The following is a 20,231-nucleotide window of genomic DNA, read 5'->3' on the forward strand; positions in this document are numbered from 1 at the left end:
ACGAATGAACGAAAATGAAACAAAACGACTTTCAAGGCTGACTGCTATTTTAACGCAGTTACAAACGAAACGACTTTTGACTTCTACAGAATTAGCGGACAAATTTTCGGTAAGTGTTAGAACGATTTATAGAGATATCCGAGCTTTGGAACAAGCAGGAGTTCCTATAATCACAGAAGAAGGCAAAGGCTATTCATTAATGGAAGGTTACAAAATTCCGCCAGTAATGTTTACTGAATCCCAAGCCAATGCTTTAATCACAGCCGAACAATTAGTTCTTAAAAACAAAGATACTTCATTAATAAAAGATTATTCAGAAGCTATTGAAAAAGTGAAGGCAGTTTTGAAATATAGTCAAAAAGACAAAGTCAATTTGCTATCTGAAAGGACACGATTCAAACAAAATCTCAACCGAGAAAGAAACAGCAACAACCTATCAGAACTACAATTTGCTTTGACCAATTTTCGACTTGTGAATATCGACTACATAAACGCTGACGAGAAATCAACCTCGCGAATTATAGAACCATTTGCATTATTAAGCACAGAAAATTGGTTGCTGGTTGCTTACTGCCAATTACGTGAAGAATTTAGGTTTTTCCGTTTAGACAGAATTAAAAAATTGCACGTACTCAACGAACATTTTGAACCGCACAAGATGACCTTGCAAGAGTACTTTGATAAATTTCATTAGGCTCATTTCAACCCCTGACATAAGGCTGTCACAACCCCATTTTATTTTTGCTTCAAGTTTAACAAGTAAATTATTCTCAAAATGGAAAAAAGAACAATTGACCCTTGGAAATGGGGCGAACAAACCAATTCTGCGCAAGCGGTAGAAGTAAAAAATGTAGACGGAACCTTGTACTGTTCCGGACAGGTTGCCATAGACGAAAATGGCGTGCCAAGTAAGGCAGATATGCGTTCTCAATTGATCCAAACTATTCAAAATTTAGAAAAGTTAATCAACGAATCGGGATATGAATGCAAAAACATTGTAAGGCTTAATGTTTACACAACTTCAACACAAGATTTTTTCACAACGTGTATGGATGTGTATGTTCCGTTTTTACAAAAGTATGGTATAAAACAAGCAACAACATTACTTGAAGTTAAAGGACTTTTCGCAACTTTGACGGTAGAATTAGAGGCCACAGTTGTCAAGTAAAAACATAGAAACATATTATCCAACAAGCCGTGCAGATTGGCGAAGATGGTTAGTGAAAAATCACGAAACCGAGCAATCTGTATGGCTTGTGTTTTATAATAAAAAATCAGAAAAGGAATCTATTAGTTGGAGTGATGCAGTTGATGAGGCGCTATGTTTTGGTTGGATTGACAGCAAAAAACAGACAATTGACGAATTCAGTTATCGCCAATACTATTCAAAAAGAAAATCGAATAGCACTTGGTCTAAAATCAACAAAGCGAAAGTAGAACAACTCGTGAAAAACGGTTTGATGACAAAATCGGGCTTGAACAGCATTGAAGTTGCAAAGCAAAACGGTTCTTGGGCAATTTTAGACAAGGTAGAGAATTTAACTGTACCAAAAGACTTAAAAGAAGCATTGGCGAGTTACAAAAATGCTTTTGAATACTTTGACAGCCAAAGCAAATCCAACAAAAAGATGTTGTTGTATTGGGTTACTTCTGCCAAACGTCCAGAAACCAGACAAAAACGAATTGAAGAAATTTCTGAATTAGCAAGCGTAGGAAAAAAGCCAAAACAATTCAGATAAAAATAAAAAACGGCTTACGAAAATGTGAATAAGCAATAGCGGCTTTAGTGTAAACTTGAACCGTTTTTGCGTTATATTAAGTATCTTGTTTCCAGAAAAATAGTAGCTATAAATCCGCTACTGCTCATACGCGGGACCGTTATACACATCTAGTTTAATGCCTAAACGAATTAAGTATTTTCATAGCAAACTTTTGATACCCGTAGGATTCTTCGGAATATGTACATTTTTTGCTTACATCAATATTATTGCTCATGGATTTAGCCTCTTCAATATTCTTATTTTATTATCAAGTCTTGCTTTGACGGTATTTGGACTCTTTTCAATTTGGAAATACCGTTTCTTTAAAGAACCAAAACCTATAAGACAGCAAGAACTCAAATTTGATTTTAATGACGATTCAATAATTCTAACTCAAGGTTATTATTTTAGACATAGCAGCATTTATAAAAGTCAAAGAATAAAGGCATGTCAAATTTCTGAAGTAACCTTGAACACGTCTCCTCCTTCTATAGTAATTAACAACAATGAAGTCATTTTCCTTGGTTATGAAGATCTAGATCAATTAAGAGAATTCAGCGAACGAAATTCTTTGGAAGAATCTGAACGAGTTGATATTTGGGAGTTACTCAATCAGCCGTTTCTTGACACGGAGTTCAGTGAAGAAGAAAAGTCTCAGACTTTACAGAGATTAAGAGACAACGGACTGACAAAATACGAAATTAAGACGATCAGGAAACGAATAGGAAGAATTATGTGGCTCTATACCTGGAGCATGGAATGGGCATACCTAGGACAAATGGATTACTTGAGACTGTCGTTTGAGTCAAAAAAAAGGTACTGGTGGTCAATGGGTATCGCATTAAGAAACTTCAAAAAAAGCGGACAACATTAGCCGTGAATGAATGAGGTTTCATCGGTCAGGACAGTTTGGTAGCATTTGGAAAGTCCACCACAAGTTTTAAATTTAAATCAAAGCGTGACCATGAGCGAGACGAGAGGTTAGTGCATTCTAATCCCCACTCATCATAGCTGGTCGTTGTATGGAATTTGAACAGAACCATAATAAGTATTAATACCATGAAAAGAGTAGTTCTTTTATTTTTCTTCCTAGCATATTCCCATCTTGGATTGAGCAAAAATGTTGTTGATATTTTTACTCAATTACCCGCTAAATATGTATTAAATTTAAACGTATCAGAGAGAGAACAGCTTCTTGAAACATATTATAATGTGACTATCAAAACTGAAGAATCGAATAGGCATCCTTCTGGAGAAATTTCCATCACTCTTATTGACATAAAGAACGGATACATGAAGATTTCAGCGAACTATGGTGATGCAGGGCTCGAAATTTGTTATTGGAACAGAGAAAAGACAGAAAAGTTAATTGCAATTAACCATTATGGTTATGCTACTTCAAAATTTACTATAGCAATAAGCTTTTTGTTGTATCAGGATAAATCTGATTTTACAGAATTACAATCAACTGAAATAATTCCTTATGCCGACATCAGTAAGCATTTGAATAAGAATAAAATGACAAGCGATGAACAAAAATTGGCTAGACAGCTTGAATTGTATAAACAAGAAAACATAGTTTTAGAACTACCGCGTTTCGGAAAAAGGATAAAAGCTACTTATGGAATTGACAATTCTGACAATTGGAGAACAAGACTCTTAGAACATGATTCTGTTGAGTTAGGATGGGATCAATTAAACCTCGTCATTCAAAAGTAACTCCACACCATGTTCTGTATTAAGCGTTTCAGTGCATTAAGCTATCGAGATTTTAGCTCTGCTTAGATAACTCGTCAATACTGCAGAGTGTCTCGGTAGTTAATTGAAATTTTCATACTTTTAATCAGCCACGAATTTATACAGTGGCGTTATCTCTCATAAGTGCTACAATGAAATACTTGCTTTCAATTTTAACTTTATCCTTTACTTGCATAAATCTGCTAGCTCAGGAACCTATGGCACCTTTTCCTGTTAAAATTAGCTTGGATAATTTTAAAGACTGTCAATATCCACAGGATACGACTTCTTTACATGAGACTATTACGAATCTGGATTTCCAATACGGAAAAAAACCTTATGATTATTCTAGGTTCGAATATATAGATATAAATCAGGACGGTGAATGTGAAGTATTTCACTATTTTTCCTCTGGTGTTAGAGGTTGGCCACACGATTTCTTGACTGTTTATGATTTAGTAAATAGTAATTTGATAAAACTATTTGACGGATCAAGCTATTTTTCATCTTTTGCCGAATCAGACGGCAAGTATCTTCAAATAAACTACATAGAGTTTGACGGACACAAAACTAATCCTATCTATAAAAACACAGTTTGGAAATTTGATGGTGAAAAATATTCTCCTTCATACTCTCCTGATTTTACTAAAGGACAAATGAAGTCTGCAGGCCTTAAATCATATCAGAATCAAGACTATAGTACAGCCTTAGTCTATTTTAAAAATGTATTAATTATGCCTCATAATTCAGAAGATGAGTTATTAGCATCAGCAAATGATGTGGCTATTACTCTTATAAAACTAGACCGTTCAAATCAGGTTGAAGATTTTTTAAAGCCCTATATTTTTAAAGCATCAGACCAGGACATTTTAGCAAATAGCTATTATAATCTTGGGCTAGCAAAGGAATTAATTGATGACCTCGATGAGGCAAAAGAATATTTTCAAAAATCGAATCAATTAAATCAGACAAAAGCAGCACAAGATAAAATTAAAAAATACGAGAGGTAACATTCTGTATAAATCATGGCTGTTAAGTGGAATATTGTGACTTTAACTCTTCGTAGTTAGCACTTCAATACTCCGGATTGCCGTGGTAGTTAACTCAAAATTTTATACTTTTAATGAACCACAAATTTATGCGGTGGCGTTATGCTTAATTACTCATACCATGAATAAAATCTTAGTTCTATTTCCGTTATTATTTTTGGCTTTATCTTCTACTGCCCAGACGTCAGATAATATAGTCAATAAAACAAGCGAATATAAAAAACTTGATTTTAGCTCTGTATTTGTTGGCGAGAAATTTTATTCAGACAATCGAACAGAAAAATACAATAGGGTTGAACCAATAGGATATTTTGGAAGCAATTATCAAAGAGTTTTTGTCCATTTCATTTCCGTCATTCAGGATCAGGAAAATCCATTAGTATATTTCGTTTATGGTAAGACTAAACTGAAAGACAATATATCAGTTTTTCAGGGTAAAATCATTATTAAAGAGGTAATTGAATATAAAAGACATGAATTTCCAGAATTTAATCGTGGAGAAATTAATGGTGAATATGTATTTTTTGAAGACACAAAAAATAATGGTTCAGGAAAATTCCAAGGAGAATTTACTTCTAGCTGGTTAATAAATCAGGACAATAAAGTCGAATATGATGGAATGATGTTGGCAGCGGACGGATTTTCAAACAATCAATTTGAAGGAGTTTGGATAAGTTATAATTCGGGAAAAGAATATATCTGCAATTGGGGTGATTACAGAATTCCTAATAGCGGAAATCTTGATAATGGAGCTGGTGAATTTTTCCCTAGTAAAGAATATCTTAATAGAGGCTGGCAGACCTATATTGATCAATATGGAGATCCGAGCGAAGTTAAAACCAAAAGAGCACGAGAATTAGAAAAAGCAAATTGGTGGTAAAAACTAAGCATAACATTCTGTATGAAATCATAGCTGTTAGTAGGTCATTGCTCCCTTAGCTCTTCTTAGATAGCCCAGCAATACTGTGTATTGCCGCGGTAGTTGACGCAAATCTTTATACTTTTAATCAACCACGAATTTAAACGGTGGCGCTAGTTTTAACTATAATCAAATGCGAATCCTAATTTTATATCTGCTACTTTATGCCTTCTCAACATCATATGGACAACTTCCAGAAGTTTCCAAAAATTGGGAAAAGGAACATGTAGCAAGTAGATTATCATCAAAAGATTTAAAAGATTATTTGAAATACGATTTTTCAAATATACTATCTAATCAAAACCGATTTGAGGGTGATGGTTGGTCTTCATATACGGGATTTTTTGGACCAAAGAATAGAAGGATAGACTTTCATCTTCTTGCAACAAAAATCTCCCCTGAAGTATATTCTGTTACAGGCAAAAGTAAATTAGGCGAAAACATACGTGAACTATCAGGTAAAATTGTATTACTGAATGCCTATATAACAAATTGGAAGGCCCATGTAATTACATTCAAATATGAATTGAATGAGCCTGGAGATAAAGATGGAGACGGTAAATTTGTAGGAATCGGTTCAATAGCGTTTCAATTAAATGAAAATAATGCAGAAATCTTCTGGTCAGCTGCTGGAGATTATAGAGAATATAATAATGTATTTGTTGGTGAGTGGCAAAGATTTAACTCAAGCGTTACAAGAGAATGTATTTTCACCTTTTATGTGAGTGGAACGCATAACAAACTAGTTTTGAAGTCAGAGCTTTTTATAAACCATTTCCTGAAGAAAGTGAATGCAAATGCTTTTATGAACTAAAGGATGAAGTTAGGCAGTACGGGTGGCAAGATTATAATGATCGAGATATCAAGAAAGAAATCTGGTGGAAATAAAGCTATACCTAATAACAGATAAAAAACCAGAACTACCGGGAAAGCAAAGCTTTTTAGCCATATCGTTAAAATAATTCTTCTTACCGCCAATGCTATTTTGATTAGCATATTTAGAGAAGTAACCTATCTTTCGGTTATAAAATTAAAGGGAAATCAATTGAGGTTATAAATCTGTAAATTGAGCCCAACTGTTTAAAAACGCCAAATAATTATGAAGCAAACAATATTCAAATCTACCCAATCCATAGTCAAAGCTATTATGCTCTCTATTTGCATGGTGGCAGTTATTATATCCTGTTCACAAAAACAAGCCAAAGAAACTGATAAATCGGCTAACAACTTAAGCACAGGCGAAGGCTATGTAGAAGTGGAAGGCGGAAAAGTTTGGTATGGCATTATGGGTGGTGGCGATAAAACACCTATTCTATGTTTGCATGGAGGCCCCGGAGGCACAAGTGCTGGCTATTACAAATTGTCAGAACTGGCCGAGGAAAGGCCTATCATTTTCTTTGATCAATTGGGCAGTGGCAGATCCGATCATCATCAAGATACTTCGCTCTTGAAAGTGGAAAAGTTTGTAGAACAGGTGCATGCTGTAAAAGAAGCACTAATGCTGGACAATTTCTACCTGATGGGTGGCTCTTGGGGTGGTGCTTTGGCGCTTGAATATTATTTGGTCCATCCCGAAGGGATTAAAGGTTTGATCTTTAGAAGTCCTTATTTTAGCACACCTATTTGGGAAAAAGATGCCGATATTTTGGTAAGTCAATTACCGGATACCATCAAAGCGGCCATCTACCAGGCAGAGAAAGATAGCACATTCAATACAGAAGCTTATGCTGCTGCCAATACATATTTCCTTAAGCAACACGGCAGAAGAACAGAAAAGGTGCAACATCCTTATGATACAGTTCCATCGCCTGGAAATTCCTTTATATACAATTACATGTGGGGACCAAGTGAATTTACTGCTACCGGCACCCTGAAAACTTATGACAATCACGAAGCGCTTAAAAAGGTGAAAGTGCCGGCATTATTTACCACGGGTGAATATGATGAGGCAAGGCCAGAAACCATTGAAGAATTGTCAAAACTGGTTCCTCAATCAAGCTTTGTGGTAATTCCTGATGCAGGGCATTCCACGCTGAGTGATAACCGATCAGCTATGATTGGCGCCATTCAAACATTTTTAAAAGAACAAGAAGAGTAAATTAGTAAATTGAATTATGTAATGAGCATAAACTTAGAGTCCTAAACATACCAACTGCGGATGAATAAGTTTATTGCGAATTCCATGTGGCCATAAAAGATAAAATATATACACATGAAAAGACTCCACTTATGCTCGCTCCTTTTTCTTTGGTTGAATTTGATCATGGTCAGTCATTTAACTGCTCAAAAGCCGGATGATTTCCTAAGTTCTGAATTCCATCGGGAAAGAAGAGCTACCCTGAGAGCCAAAATGCCTGCCAATAGCGTTGCTGTATTTTTCTCCAATCCGGTAAGGAACAGGGCCAATGATGTAAATTATATGTACCATCAAGACCCTAATTTTTATTACCTCACTGGTCATGAAGCGCCCCATGCACTCTTGATGATATTTTCTGAGAAGCAGCCAATAAATGGACAAAAGGTTGATGAACTTCTTTTTATAAGAGGCAAAAATGCTTTGGCAGAACTTTATGATGGCGCAAGGATGAATCCTCAGGAAGCTGCTGAAGCTTTGAAAGTAGCCACAGTATTTCAAACGCCCGACTTTAAAGATTTCCCTATTGATTTTGGTCAGTTTGATCATGTGCTGTTCTACGATTTTAAGGATGACGTAAGAAATACGAATGAAGCGGGAGACCTTTATGACCTTATTGAACAATTTAAAATAAAAACTAATTACCCTAACGATCAGCAGCTTACACTGGAAGTAGAGCCCTCTCCTACTAACCTTAACACCAAAATGCTGGATAGTTTGCTGGCACCTATGCGTGGCATTAAAACGGCTCAGGAAATTGAATTGCTGAGAAAAGCAGTGAAAATTTCAGCACTTGGACAGGCAGAAGTAATGAGAGCCATGCAACCGGGCATGTCAGAATTTGAAGTGCAGGGCATGCATGAGTTTATTTTCAAAAAATACCAGGCTGAATATGAAGTTTATCCTAGTATAGTAGGTGCCGGACATAATGGTTGTGTATTACACTACATCGATAATTACAAACCTTCTATTGAAGATGGTGAGCTCATATTAATGGATTTAGGTGCAGAATATCATGGCTATACAGCCGATGTTACACGCACCATTCCGGTAAATGGTAAATTCACCAAAGAACAAAAGCAGATTTATGATTTGGTTTATAAGGCACAGGAAGCAGCTATGTCTATCGCTAAAGCGGGCGTTCCTTTTAAAGCTTTGTATGATACAACTCTGGCGGTAGTAAATGAAGGCCTATTGAAGTTAGGCATTCTAAAGTCCCTGACGCCAGAAGATATGATCAACCCTGCTACAGGTCGCCATTGGTTTTATCCTCATGGCTGTTGCCATCATATTGGTTTAGATGTGCATGATTTAGGCACCTATGGCAATTTAGAAGCTGGCATGGTGATTACCATTGAGCCGGGTATTTACATTCCTGCTGGTAGCCCTACTGAAAAAAAATGGTGGGACATCCCTGTCCGTATAGAAGATGATTACTTAATCACTGAAGAGGGCATTGAATTATTATCCGATGATGCACCTAGAAAAAGTGAGGAGATTGAAGCATTGATGAAAAAGGAAAGTGCTTTCAACCAAATGCAGTTACCTGCACTGGATGAATAGTTCCTTTTCTAAAAATGAATTTAAAATCAACTTGAATATTTGATTCAATAATTCGTTGTGTCTCCATCAATTAACCTCATTGAAATGAAAAATTTTGTACTTGCTCTGTTAATCACACTTTCAGCCTGTTCTGGAAATCCTGAGAATTTAGAGGCCTATAATGAAGCCTCAGTAGCTAACTTAATGGAATTGCCTGCGACTAAGCAGTCGGCACAGCCTGATTCAAAAGCTGGTACCAATGAAATAAGAAAGAAACTTGTTTATAAAGGCGGGATTGAATTTGAGTCAAAGAACATTGAGAAAGACTATCAAAAAATTAGCGAGCTGCTACCTAAGTATGAGGCTTACCTTGAAAATGAAGATCAGTCAAAAAATGATTACCGCATCAATTATCATCTAACAATCAGAGTTCCGGTAGATGCTTATGATACTGTTTATTCAAAAATCTCAAGCTATGCCTATAAACTGGATAACCGTTTTTCCAGAATTGAGGATGTAACCGAACAATACTACGATCTTAAAGGAAGGTTAAAGAATCAGCAGGAACTTGAAAAGCGTTATTTACAGCTGCTCAACAAAGCTGATGACATTAAAGATGTCCTGGCTATTGAGAATAAACTCAATGAGGTACGAACTGAAATTGAATACTTGCAAGGGCAGTTTAATTACCTATCGAAACAAGTAAGTTATAGCACTATTGAAGTTAACTTTTATGAAAAACTACCTTATGAGGATAGTATAAGTGGAAGAGATAGCTTTGGCGAAAGAATAGCCAATGCCCTGACTGATGGATGGCATATTTTCATTTCTTTTATAGTTGGCCTTATAAGTTTATGGCCATTCATCCTACTCATAGTACTGGTGATAATTTTAACCATTACTTTAAGAAGCAAATTCAAGAAAAAGAAAATCGAGCTATAGTACATTTCGAAATAGCTTTCAGCAATTTTCTGAAAGACTAGTTTTGAGCAATCTCCCCTATTCGCATAATATTTTATATATTGAGTGAGCTATTAACCTAGTCTTACTGCTTTATGGAAAAATTTGACCTGATTGTGATTGGTGCTGGCCCATCAGGCTATGCTGCAGCCATGCGTGCTGTTGATTTTAAGAAGAAAACACTCCTAATCGAAAGAAACACTTTAGGAGGTGCAGGCATTACCAATGGCGCATTATCCTCTAAAACCTGGTGGGAACTTTCTCGTGATATGCTGGCCTTCCGTAAAAACCTGAAGCGTTATGGCATGACACCTCCCTCTGCCATATGGAAAGAAATTCAGTCAGAAGTAAATACTGCAGTAAAGGAGAAAGTTGATCTCTTAAATGATCATTTGGAGCATATTAAAACAGACAGCAAATACAGTAACTACTTAACCTTCATTCAAGGAGAAGCAGATATTATTGCTGAGCATCAGGTGCATGTAAAAAATGGCAATGGGGAAATCACCTATGAAGGGAGCAACATCATTATTGCTACTGGCAGCAGACCACGTCATGTGCCCGAACTTCCTATTGATGAAAAACATGTTTTTACCAGTGATGGCATAGAGCAAATGGATGACTTTCCGGAGAGTCTTGTGATTGTTGGTGCTGGTGTTATTGGTTGTGAATATGCCACCATATTTGCAGGATTCGGTAAAACAAAGGTTTATTTAATCGATAAAGGAGATAGTATTTTACCTTTTGAGGACAGTGATGTCGTGGAAGTAATTGAGCGCAATCTGGAAGCAGAAGGTGTGCATATTCACCGTAATTCACAGCTTTCCAAAATGGAGGTTAAAGATGGCCGAGTGCATTATACGCTTACTTTTACTGATGGAACTGTGGAAGAGTTTGAAGTGGAAAAGGCCTTGGTATCAATTGGCCGTGTGCCTAATTTTGAAAAACTCTGGGCAGAAGCTGTTCCTATTAAAATGGGAAAAAGAGGTGTGGAAGACCATGACACCAATACAACGGTTAGTAATATTTATGCGGTGGGCGATATCACTGCTGATATCAACCTGGTAAATGTAGGTGAGCTTGAAGGACGGTATGCTGTTGAAAAGATTTTTGGTAAGCCAGACAAAAAGCTAGTCTATGAAAATATCAGCACCATCATGTTTCTGAATCCCGAAGTGGCAGGTGTTGGCTTAAACGAAAAAATGGCCAGACAACAAGGCCTCAATTATAAAGTGGTAAGTCTGGATTACAGCTGCATTTCAAGAGCCATTGCTAAGCGCAATACCGAAGGCTTTATCAAATTATTAGTTACCGATGATGATGAAATGAAAGTTTTGGGCATGCGCGTGATAGGTGAACAAGCTTCATCAGCCATACAAGCTGTTGCCTTGCTGATTAGCATGAATAAAGGTATTGAGGAATTGGCTGAATGCGTTCACCCCCACCCGAGCATTACCGAAGGTATACAAGAAAGTGTACGCGCACTATTAGGTAAATCCATCTTAAAATCAGGATTGATGAAGAATAAAGTCAGTTGTTACTGCTATGATTGTAGCAAAGAAGAATTGAAAGCTATTTGATTATATTAATCCTACCCATTAAATCATCAATCTGGCTTTGATAAAGCTGGAAAGGCACTTCATAATAGGCGTTTGTCTCAGACTTATATTTTCGATATAACTTATCAGCAGTTTCTATACTCTCTTTGGCTTGTGAAATTTTTCCTTGACTATAATAGACTTTGGCTCTCAGAAAATGAGCTTCAGGATATCTATTATCCATTTCCAATACACTACTTAAAGTAGCTAATGCGCTTTCAAAATCCTTGAGATAAAACTGAGCATAGGCCTGATATAAAAAAGCATTTGTCTCAACGTAGTCTGCTCCAAACTCAGCCGTAGTCAATTTAATTCCTCTTTCGAGATAAGTAAGTGCAGAATCGTAGTTGCCCTCTAATAGAAAAGTCAACCCAATTAATTTATGTAAATTCTCTCCCCAAGCTACCGGATTCTGATCGGAAGAAATCTTGAGTAATGTCTTGAAGTCTTCCAACGCATCATCATAGTCATGCATCATATACAGCTTCACATAACCACGGTAACCTATATGACCTTCAGGATTAAGGTCGACCGCCTTTTGTAAATAAGCCATTCCGGTATCTATATCTCCCCTTTTATTGAAAGCGATTGATCGCTGTTTCCAAGCATGATCATCTGAGGGGTTTTCTGCTAAGTGTAACTTATAATACTCTTGCTTTTCAGTTGAACCTTGAGGAAAATACCTTAAATGTTCATAGTCCTTTATCTCCTCCTTTTTCGAAGAACTACATGATAAGACTATCAAAGAAATCAGTATCAGAAGGAGGTATTTATAGGAAGACATCTATTATTTTTTTATCCTTTATTCTAAACTTGATATGCTGATAGGCATCATAAAATTGATCATTAAACTTTCCGGGAAGCCAATAGCCCATAGCGCTAATGGAATCAACTAAGGCATTTTGCAAGGCCGTATTTTGGTCTTTTTTAATATAATTTTCATCAAAATACTTCGATCTAAACCGACCTGTGAGTCCCTGGCAATTGATTACAAACCTTATCACTATAATTCCATCAGATTCAGCTAACTCGTTCAATGCCTCCAGCTTAGGCTTAAAATAATTTTTAATGCTTATTACTCCTTCTTTATATTGAGGATTTACCTGGTAATATTCTTGAATGTAGTTTTCATCACAAACGGTAAAATTCGGGTTATCTCGTGCTGTATCAGGTTTAATATAACCTACTTTCTCTTTGGTTCTTAAGCTGTAAGGGGCTGTATTCTGGGCTAATAAAATTGAAGAGCTTAAACAGGTAATTAGAATTAAAAATAGTCTTAACATATTTATTTACTACTTAAATAATCAATTAACTCCTCTTCATTTTCCGGATGAAACCACTTAAACTCTTTATCTTTTTTAAACCAGGTAAGCTGTCTTTTAGCATACCTCCTGCTATTACGCTTTAATAACCGAATGGCCTCTTCCTTATCGTACTTACCATCTAAATACTCGAATATCTCAGTATAACCTACCGTTTGTAATGCATTTAAGTCCTTAAAAGCATAAAATTCTTTCGCTTCATTAAATAGTCCTTCTTCAATCATCAAATCCATCCGCAAATCGATGCGTTCATACAGCTCCTCTCTAGGTCTTTCTAAGGCAATTTTAACAATATCAAAAGGTCTGTCGGAAGGTTTATTTTTTGAACGCCAATAGGTCATATTCTTGCCGCTGGCTTCATAAACTTCCATTGCCCGCGTTAAACGAATGGGATTATGTTGATCAACTATCTCAAAATATTCAGGATCAATAGTTTTTACCTGATCTTGTAAAAAAGCGAGTCCCTTTTCTTCTCTCAGTAAATTCCATTTCTCACGAATCTCTTCGGCTACAGCAGGCATATCATCCATGCCTTCGCACAGTGCTTTGATATACAATCCGGAACCGCCAGTTACTACTACGGTATGATAAGTTTGAAATAACTCATTCAACAAGCTCAAAGCATCCCTTTCATACTGGGCCACATCATAAGTATCATGAATACTCAAACTATTGATAAAATAGTGTTTTACGCGGGTCAACTCCTCTGGTGAAGGCTTGGCAGTACCAATCTCCAACTCCTTATAAAATTGCCTGGAGTCTGCTGATAAAATCACCGTATTAAAATGTTCGGCCACCTCTAAGGATAGGTCAGTTTTACCCACAGCAGTTGGCCCGGCAATTACAATGATACGTTTTGTTTTTTTATCCAATTCTTAGCATAATTAGCCTTTTATAAACTAAATTAAAGGTTTTAACCTTCAACCTTTTTGGATTTACAAAAATACGATAAAGAACAACTAATAAAAGAAATTGAGAAGCTACAGTCTCAACTGGCACAAACTCAATATTTTGATCAAAACGGCAAATACATGCTGTCAGCTCAGGCTTTTGAAGACAGCATCGACTTGAGCATGGAACTGTCAAAAGATGGACGTATTCTTAAAACCAATAAGAATTGGCGTAAAACCTTAGGGTATAAAAATGAGGAACTCAGTCACATCTATTTGAGAGACATTATTCAGGATGACAATCTCCCCGCTTTTCAAGCTGTTTTCAACAAGGTAGCTGAAAGCGGCAAGCAGTCGTTTATTGAGGCTCGCTTAAGTTCTAAAGAAGGTGAAATTATTTATGTAAGCGGCAGTCTATTTTCTGTTAATAACGGAGAATCATTAGTGGGTGCATTTCATGATATCACACACCAGGTAAATGCAGAAAAGGCTCAGAACCTTTATTATGTAATTTCAAATTTAACGCTGAATGCCACTAACTTACAGCAGCTTTTCAAAAGTATCCACAATATTCTAAACGAAACAATTGAAGCCAATAACTTCTTCATTGCGCAGTTTGATTTTGACAAAAAGCTTATTCATTTTCCATATATTTTTGATGATTACATTCCTGATAGTCCAAAATCAATTACTTCTCCTTTAGGTAAAGGGCTTTGCGAATATCTTTATCATATCAACGAGCCTAAAATTTTTAAGGAAAGCCAGATCATGGATATGATCATTGATGGTAAAATTGATAAGCTTGGCTCTGTGCCCAAATCCTTTTTAGGTGTACCCTTTAGAACTGAAAAAGGTATACCTGGTGTAATTGGCGTACAGAGTTATAGAAATGAAAATAGCTATACCCAGCGCGATTTGGAATTACTCAATTTTATTTCTGCGCAAGTGGTACTTTCCGTTGAACGGAAAATCAACGAGGAAAAGCTCAACAATCAGGCCGCCAGGTTGCAGTCTATTTTTGACAGTTCTAACCACATTATTTGGTCCATTGATAATGGTCTCAGAATTACGTCTTTCAACAGGAACTTTGAGTATGAAATGCTCAAGAATTTTAATATTAAGCCTGTTCCTGATACGCAGCTAAAGGGTAAACATATTTTTGATAAACTATCCGACAACCAAAAAGAATTCTGGAAAAATAAGTTTGATCTTGCACTGGACGGACGAGCACAAAATTTTGAATTAAAATTCATTGATCCTGACAGCTCGAAAATTATCTGGAGAGAAATTTACCTCAACCCAATTTACTCGGAAAATGGTGAGGTAAGAGGCGTTTCAGGTATTGCTCATGACATTACAGATAAAAAAGCCAATGCTGTTCAGATTCTTGAATCAGAGAATCGTTTTAGAAAAATATTCGAATCTTTTCAGGATATCTATTTCAACTGTACACTTAGTGGCACTATTCTACTTATAAGTCCATCCGTAAAGGACATGATAGGTTATGATGCTGAGGAAGTTACTGGGAAGAATGTTACCAATTATTATCTGTACACTAAAAAAACCAAAGACCTCTTAAAACAATTGGTGGCCAAGCGTAGGGTACAAAACTTTGAAGCCACGCTGATCACCCATGATGGTAGACTCATTAACTGTATTTGCAACGTTCGAATATTGCGCGACAAGGAAAGCAGGGAAGTTACTATTGAAGGAGTGGCCAGAGATATTACTAAGCTGAAACAGGCCAATCGTGAATTGATGCACGCCAAGAACCTTGCTGAAAACTCCTTAAAGGTTAAGGAGCAGTTCCTGGCCAATATGAGTCATGAAATTCGTACACCTATGAATGGTGTTATCGGCATGGTTGACTTACTCTCGCAAACACCTCTTAATCCTGAACAGAGAAATTTTGTTGATGTAATCAAGCGGTCCTCACAAACGTTATTGACCATACTGAACGATATACTTGACCTTTCTAAAATTGAAGCCGGCAAGATGAAGCTTCATCCTGCTGTTACAGAAATTGAAGATATATTTGAGAAAGTGCTTAACCTCTTTTCACAGCAGGCCAAGCAGAAGGAAATTACCCTCAACTATAAAATTGATCAAAATATCCCTCAGTATTTGTTACTCGATGAAACTCGTGTACTTCAGATATTATCAAACCTAACTTCCAATGCATTAAAGTTTACGGATAAACAGGGCTCAGTAACTCTGCATGCCTCGCGCGAGAATGAAAGTGGCACTTATAGAATAGCTGTTGAAGACACCGGAATAGGTATTAGCATTAACGATCAACAGAAACTATTTAGGTTGTTTACCCAGGTTGACAACTCCAGCACTAAGTCATTCAGCGGTACTGGTTTAGGACTTGCTATTTCGAAAGAACTAAGTCAACTAATGGGTGGAGAAATAGGCGTTAACTCAGAACCAGATGCCGGCAGTGTATTTTGGTTCACCATGAAGGCTGATCAAGCTAAAGATCAAGAAGTTGAACGATATTTGAACGATAAAAGCAAACAAGGTAAAAAGCACCAATTTAAATTTAATTACAGTGAGGCGCCCTACATTCTAATTGTTGATGATAACACTATAAACCGACAGGTAGCCAGTCAGATACTTTATAAATCAGGCTTTAGAACAGATATTGCCACGGGTGGTAAAATGGCCATTGACAAGGTAAAAAGGCATAACTATGATTTAATACTCATGGATATACAAATGCCACAAATGGATGGCATTACCGCTACCAAAGAGATTAAAAAACTTAGTAAGAAAATACCGCCTATTATAGCCATGACTGCCTATTCAATGAAGGAAGACAGAGAACGCTTTCTTGGGATGGGTATGGACGATTATCTCGCCAAACCAATTGTTTCAAAAGTATTGCTTGAGAAAATAAGCGAGCATCTTAAAGTTGAAGCCGAAATAGAAGAGGTTAATTTTCAAAAAACCACCCCTGAACACAATAAGGAACCCGAAATAATCGATGTAGAAGTATTGGAACAGCTTAAGAAGTATGCTGATGAAACCGTTATCTCATCAATTTTTGAAGAGTTTGAAATTGAAGCCAAGGGTCTTATACTTGATAGCATCAATGCTGAAAAGACTTCGGACATCACAAAAATTTTAAGTAATTTGCATACCCTCAAAGGAAATGCTGGAACTTTGGGTGTGCATAATTTAGAGAGTCAAGCTAAGAAAATTGAGACTGACTTAAAAGATGAAAAAACTGATAGTCTGAAAAAAGACTTGAACGATTTACTAAATTATTTTAATAAATTTACAGAGAATTACCAGTCAATTTTACAATAGAATGGCAGAAAACAAGAAAGTACTGATAGCAGAAGATAGTTCTGTAATCCAAAACCTAACAAAAAAGATTTTGATGATGCAAAACTACTCAATCCACTCGGCAAAGAATGGTGAGCAAGTAATGAAGGCATTAGAACAAGATAGATTTGATATCATATTAATGGATATTAATATGCCGGTTATGGATGGCATGGAATGCACAAAAGCTATCCGAGCTCTGGATAATCCTGAAAAGGCTAATATTCCGATTATAGCGATAACCGGTAATGCTAAAAACTATTCAATGGAAGACTTTAAAGATGCGGGCATAAACGAATATTTGCCTAAACCTCTAAATTTTGATCAACTTGTTGAAACAGTTAAAAAGCTGACTAGTTAAAATTTTATGAAGATTAAGTACACCAAATCTTTCCTGAACAAACTTGAAGATGTTTTCTCTGAATCGGATTATATGCTCCGATATGAAAAAGGAAATTTCAAATCAGGCTATTGTGTACTTAAAGATCAGAATATAGTGATAGTCAATAAATTTTTTGATTTAACAGGTAAAATCAATTGTTTGCTTGAAATCATGAAAAGTATTGAACTTGACTCCAAATCATTTTCTGAGAAAAACAGAAACTTTTATCTGGAACTTCAACAAACCGAATTAGCTCTTTGAAAGTAACCTTTTTAGGCACCGGCACTTCTCAGGGTATACCAGTTATAGGATGTGAGTGTGATGTCTGTACCTCATTAGATTTTCGAGACAAAAGACTTCGCACCAGTATTCACCTTGAGGTAGATGATACCAGCATAGTGGTTGACACAGGACCTGACTTTAGAGCACAGATGTTACGTGAGAGAATCACTCACCTTGATGCTGTGCTTTTTACTCATGAACACAAGGACCATACTGCCGGGCTCGATGATGTAAGGTCATTTAACTTCAAGCAGCAATATGATATGCCTGTTTTTGGAAGAAAGCAGGTTCTTGAACAGCTTAAGCAAGAATTCTCTTACATTTTTGCAGCTAAAAAATATCCAGGAGTACCTCGGGTGAATCTAAACGAAATAAAAAATAAGCCTTTTGAGTTTAATGGAGTGAATATTCAACCAATAGACGTACTTCATTATAAACTGCCTGTTTTCGGATTCAGAATTAAAGATTTCACTTACATCACAGATGTTAATTACATTTCAGATGACGAAAAAGAGAAAATAAAAGGCAGCAAGGCATTAGTTCTTAGCGCTTTACAAAAAGAAGATCACATATCTCATTTTAATTTATCAGAAGCTATTGACTTGGTTAATGAGCTAAAAGTACCGCAAGCTTATTTTATTCATATGAGCCATCGTTTAGGTAAGCATGCCGATATAGAAAAAGAACTACCAGAGCACATTGACCTGGCTCATGATGGATTAAAAATTGAGCTTTAATGCATAATAATTATTACTTCTTTAGGTCGCTGGTTAATGCACTGCGTCCAAAATTGGTAGGAAGCTTCCTAACCTCTTGTTTCAGCCAAAATAAGGATGAACTCATTCTTGAATTTCAGCAAACTGAAAGAAAACCCTTTTACATCAAAGCTTCATTAAAACCTGAGTTCACTTGCTTATCATTTCCAAGCGAGTTTGCACGAACGAAGAAGAATAGTGTGAATCTCTTCCCTAAGTTTGTCAATCTTCAACTCACTGAGATTACATTATTTGAAAACGAAAGAAGCTTTAGCCTAAATTTCAATAATGAGCTGGATTTACTTTTTAAGATGCATGGTAACAGAGCTAACATCATTGCATTTGAAAACCAGACAGCCTTTAAGCTCTTCAAAAACAACTTCCCAAATGATTTAGAACTTACTTTTAAAGAACTTCACAGACCCCTTGAGCAATCTAAAGAAGCATTTATAGAGGCTGAAGGTAATTATATGAAGGTCTTCCCTACTTTCGGCAAACTGATTAAAAAGTATCTGAAAGAGATTGGCTATAATAGCAAAAGCCAAGATGAGCAGTGGGAAATCATTAATTTACTTGATCAAGACTTAAGAAATCCTAATAATTTCTATACCTCAATATATCAGGATGACATTTACTTTTCATTAATTAAGATAGGTGAAATTGTTCGTGAACATAACGACCCAATTGAAGCTGTCACACAATTTTATTACTATTATTCAAAGGAGTACTTTGTTCAGAAAGAAAAACAAACGCTATTAAAGAATCTTGAAAAGAAAAGAAATCAATCTATCAACTACATTAAGAAATCTAGCGAAAAGCTAGATGACATTAAGAATAAACCAGGCTATAATCAGCTGGCTGATATTATTATGGCCAACATGCACCAAATACCTGAACGTGCAGAAAAAGTTGAGCTTTTTAATTTCTACACCAATGAGATGATAACCATCTCGCTTAAAGCCAATTTAAGTCCTCAAAAAAACGCAGAGAATCTTTATAGAAAGTCAAAAAATCAGCAAATAGAAATAGATCAGATTGAAGCATCTGTCAAGCAGAAAAAGTTAGAACTGGATAAGATAGAAGAAGAAATTGAGCTCATTAACTCAACTGATGATGTGAAGGGCATTAAAAAATTATCTAAAAGAAATAAGCCTGAAAAACGGCTACAGGTTGAAGAAAGAGTTCCTTATAAAAGATTTGAAACCGAAGGCTTTACAATATTAGTGGGAAAAGGTGCAAGAGAAAATGATGAGCTTACCTTAAAATATGCGAAAAAGGATGATCTCTGGCTTCATGCTAAAGATGTAACGGGTTCACATGTAGTGCTTAAACATCAAAGTAACAAGCCTTTCCCATCACAGGTGATTGACAAAGCTGCTCAACTCGCAGCTTTCTATTCTAAAAGAAAAACTGATAGTCTATGCCCTGTGATTGTTACACCTAAAAAATATATTAGAAAACCCAAAGGCTTGCCTCCAGGCATGGTACATGTTGATAAGGAAGAAACCATATTAGTGAGTCCTGAACAATGGTGGTTGGGCTAAACTGAGGTAAACAATAGGTAGACA

The 20,231-nt window shown here is 36.2% G+C and carries 20 protein-coding genes; 17 read left to right on the forward strand and 3 right to left on the reverse strand.

The genetic code is table 11. The features are described from left to right. Window positions 1–4 precede the first annotated feature (4 nt). The 12 genes from JKP34_RS12535 to JKP34_RS12590 all read left to right on the forward strand — a co-directional run bounded on the left by JKP34_RS12535 (window position 5) and on the right by JKP34_RS12590 (window position 11,681). Entirely contained in the window at window positions 5–694 is a 690-nt protein-coding gene (locus JKP34_RS12535; RefSeq protein ID WP_201921926.1) for a helix-turn-helix transcriptional regulator, read from the forward strand. Window positions 695–775: 81 nt separating this feature from the next. Next, window positions 776–1,168: a RidA family protein gene (locus tag JKP34_RS12540; protein ID WP_201921929.1), complete on the forward strand. Its 393-nt coding sequence runs from the start codon at window positions 776–778 to the stop codon at window positions 1,166–1,168. Then, window positions 1,158–1,739: a YdeI/OmpD-associated family protein gene (locus tag JKP34_RS12545; RefSeq protein WP_201921933.1), complete on the forward strand. Its 582-nt coding sequence runs from the start codon at window positions 1,158–1,160 to the stop codon at window positions 1,737–1,739. The genes JKP34_RS12540 and JKP34_RS12545 overlap by 11 nt, the downstream gene beginning before the upstream one ends. Before the next feature lie 157 nt (window positions 1,740–1,896). After that, window positions 1,897–2,634: a hypothetical protein gene (locus JKP34_RS12550; protein ID WP_201921936.1), complete on the forward strand. Its 738-nt coding sequence runs from the start codon at window positions 1,897–1,899 to the stop codon at window positions 2,632–2,634. A 185-nt stretch (window positions 2,635–2,819) separates the two neighbouring features. Further along, window positions 2,820–3,479 carry a hypothetical protein gene (locus tag JKP34_RS12555; protein ID WP_201921939.1) on the forward strand — a complete coding sequence of 220 codons (660 nt, stop codon included), beginning with the start codon at window positions 2,820–2,822 and terminating at the stop codon, window positions 3,477–3,479. A gap of 263 nt (window positions 3,480–3,742) precedes the next feature. Further along, window positions 3,743–4,507: a tetratricopeptide repeat protein gene (locus JKP34_RS12560; protein WP_236664996.1), complete on the forward strand. Its 765-nt coding sequence runs from the start codon at window positions 3,743–3,745 to the stop codon at window positions 4,505–4,507. Between the two features lie 160 nt (window positions 4,508–4,667). Then, window positions 4,668–5,426, forward strand: a complete 759-nt coding sequence (locus JKP34_RS12565) for a hypothetical protein (protein WP_201921945.1) — start codon at window positions 4,668–4,670, stop codon at window positions 5,424–5,426. A 172-nt stretch (window positions 5,427–5,598) separates the two neighbouring features. Beyond that, window positions 5,599–6,279, forward strand: a complete 681-nt coding sequence (locus tag JKP34_RS12570; protein ID WP_201921948.1) for a hypothetical protein — start codon at window positions 5,599–5,601, stop codon at window positions 6,277–6,279. Between the two features lie 285 nt (window positions 6,280–6,564). Next, window positions 6,565–7,563: a proline iminopeptidase-family hydrolase gene (locus tag JKP34_RS12575; protein WP_201921951.1), complete on the forward strand. Its 999-nt coding sequence runs from the start codon at window positions 6,565–6,567 to the stop codon at window positions 7,561–7,563. 114 nt (window positions 7,564–7,677) lie between these two features. After that, window positions 7,678–9,162, forward strand: a complete 1,485-nt coding sequence (locus JKP34_RS12580) for an aminopeptidase P family protein (RefSeq protein WP_236664997.1) — start codon at window positions 7,678–7,680, stop codon at window positions 9,160–9,162. Between the two features lie 84 nt (window positions 9,163–9,246). Further along, the gene (locus JKP34_RS12585) at window positions 9,247–10,083 is read left to right on the forward strand and encodes a DUF4349 domain-containing protein (protein WP_201921954.1); all 837 of its coding nucleotides are present in this window, start codon (window positions 9,247–9,249) and stop codon (window positions 10,081–10,083) included. A 113-nt stretch (window positions 10,084–10,196) separates the two neighbouring features. Continuing rightward, the gene (locus JKP34_RS12590) at window positions 10,197–11,681 is read left to right on the forward strand and encodes a dihydrolipoyl dehydrogenase family protein (protein WP_201921957.1); all 1,485 of its coding nucleotides are present in this window, start codon (window positions 10,197–10,199) and stop codon (window positions 11,679–11,681) included. Here the strand turns inward: JKP34_RS12590 and JKP34_RS12595 are convergent. From JKP34_RS12595 to miaA, 3 genes are read right to left on the reverse strand one after another with little or no spacing between them, the layout of a single operon-like run. Continuing rightward, a complete protein-coding gene (locus tag JKP34_RS12595; RefSeq protein WP_201921960.1) occupies window positions 11,674–12,483 on the reverse strand; it encodes a tetratricopeptide repeat protein in 810 nt (269 codons plus the stop codon). The two genes, JKP34_RS12590 and JKP34_RS12595, sit on opposite strands and share 8 nt — an antisense overlap. Then, window positions 12,470–12,982 carry a hypothetical protein gene (locus JKP34_RS12600; RefSeq protein ID WP_201921962.1) on the reverse strand — a complete coding sequence of 171 codons (513 nt, stop codon included), beginning with the start codon at window positions 12,980–12,982 and terminating at the stop codon, window positions 12,470–12,472. The genes JKP34_RS12595 and JKP34_RS12600 overlap by 14 nt, the downstream gene beginning before the upstream one ends. Window positions 12,983–12,984: 2 nt before the next feature. Further along, window positions 12,985–13,893, reverse strand: a complete 909-nt coding sequence (gene miaA / locus JKP34_RS12605; RefSeq protein WP_201921965.1) for a tRNA (adenosine(37)-N6)-dimethylallyltransferase MiaA — start codon at window positions 13,891–13,893, stop codon at window positions 12,985–12,987. A gap of 57 nt (window positions 13,894–13,950) precedes the next feature. Here miaA and JKP34_RS12610 point away from each other — a divergent pair, with 57 nt between their 5' ends. From JKP34_RS12610 to JKP34_RS12630, 5 genes are read left to right on the forward strand one after another with little or no spacing between them, the layout of a single operon-like run. After that, on the forward strand, window positions 13,951–17,226 hold the full coding sequence (locus JKP34_RS12610; RefSeq protein WP_201921968.1) for a PAS domain S-box protein: 3,276 nt from the start codon (window positions 13,951–13,953) through the stop codon (window positions 17,224–17,226). Between the two features lies 1 nt (window position 17,227). Beyond that, complete coding sequence (locus JKP34_RS12615) at window positions 17,228–17,605, forward strand: response regulator (RefSeq protein WP_201921970.1); 378 nt, start codon at window positions 17,228–17,230, stop codon at window positions 17,603–17,605. Between the two features lie 6 nt (window positions 17,606–17,611). Further along, complete coding sequence (locus JKP34_RS12620; protein ID WP_201921974.1) at window positions 17,612–17,887, forward strand: hypothetical protein; 276 nt, start codon at window positions 17,612–17,614, stop codon at window positions 17,885–17,887. Next, window positions 17,884–18,645, forward strand: coding sequence for an MBL fold metallo-hydrolase (locus JKP34_RS12625; RefSeq protein ID WP_201921978.1), 762 nt, complete (start codon window positions 17,884–17,886; stop codon window positions 18,643–18,645). The genes JKP34_RS12620 and JKP34_RS12625 overlap by 4 nt, the downstream gene beginning before the upstream one ends. Continuing rightward, entirely contained in the window at window positions 18,645–20,207 is a 1,563-nt protein-coding gene (locus JKP34_RS12630; RefSeq protein WP_201921980.1) for an NFACT RNA binding domain-containing protein, read from the forward strand. The genes JKP34_RS12625 and JKP34_RS12630 overlap by 1 nt, the downstream gene beginning before the upstream one ends. Window positions 20,208–20,231 lie beyond the last annotated feature (24 nt).

It is taken from the genome of Marivirga atlantica, assembly GCF_016734805.1.
In the GTDB taxonomy this organism is placed as follows: Bacteria; Bacteroidota; Bacteroidia; order Cytophagales; family Cyclobacteriaceae; genus Marivirga; species Marivirga atlantica.

Coding starts and splice junctions, on each gene's coding strand:
- JKP34_RS12555 (WP_201921939.1), top strand. CDS start 2,820: ATGAAAAGAGTAGTTCTTTTATTTTTCTTCCTAGCATATTCCCATCTT.
- JKP34_RS12590 (WP_201921957.1), top strand. CDS start 10,197: ATGGAAAAATTTGACCTGATTGTGATTGGTGCTGGCCCATCAGGCTAT.
- JKP34_RS12575 (WP_201921951.1), top strand. CDS start 6,565: ATGAAGCAAACAATATTCAAATCTACCCAATCCATAGTCAAAGCTATT.
- JKP34_RS12580 (WP_236664997.1), top strand. CDS start 7,678: ATGAAAAGACTCCACTTATGCTCGCTCCTTTTTCTTTGGTTGAATTTG.
- JKP34_RS12535 (WP_201921926.1), top strand. CDS start 5: ATGAACGAAAATGAAACAAAACGACTTTCAAGGCTGACTGCTATTTTA.
- JKP34_RS12550 (WP_201921936.1), top strand. CDS start 1,897: ATGCCTAAACGAATTAAGTATTTTCATAGCAAACTTTTGATACCCGTA.
- JKP34_RS12620 (WP_201921974.1), top strand. CDS start 17,612: ATGAAGATTAAGTACACCAAATCTTTCCTGAACAAACTTGAAGATGTT.
- JKP34_RS12630 (WP_201921980.1), top strand. CDS start 18,645: ATGCATAATAATTATTACTTCTTTAGGTCGCTGGTTAATGCACTGCGT.
- JKP34_RS12615 (WP_201921970.1), top strand. CDS start 17,228: ATGGCAGAAAACAAGAAAGTACTGATAGCAGAAGATAGTTCTGTAATC.
- JKP34_RS12585 (WP_201921954.1), top strand. CDS start 9,247: ATGAAAAATTTTGTACTTGCTCTGTTAATCACACTTTCAGCCTGTTCT.
- JKP34_RS12600 (WP_201921962.1), bottom strand. CDS start 12,982: ATGTTAAGACTATTTTTAATTCTAATTACCTGTTTAAGCTCTTCAATT.
- JKP34_RS12565 (WP_201921945.1), top strand. CDS start 4,668: ATGAATAAAATCTTAGTTCTATTTCCGTTATTATTTTTGGCTTTATCT.
- JKP34_RS12540 (WP_201921929.1), top strand. CDS start 776: ATGGAAAAAAGAACAATTGACCCTTGGAAATGGGGCGAACAAACCAAT.
- JKP34_RS12570 (WP_201921948.1), top strand. CDS start 5,599: ATGCGAATCCTAATTTTATATCTGCTACTTTATGCCTTCTCAACATCA.
- JKP34_RS12595 (WP_201921960.1), bottom strand. CDS start 12,483: ATGTCTTCCTATAAATACCTCCTTCTGATACTGATTTCTTTGATAGTC.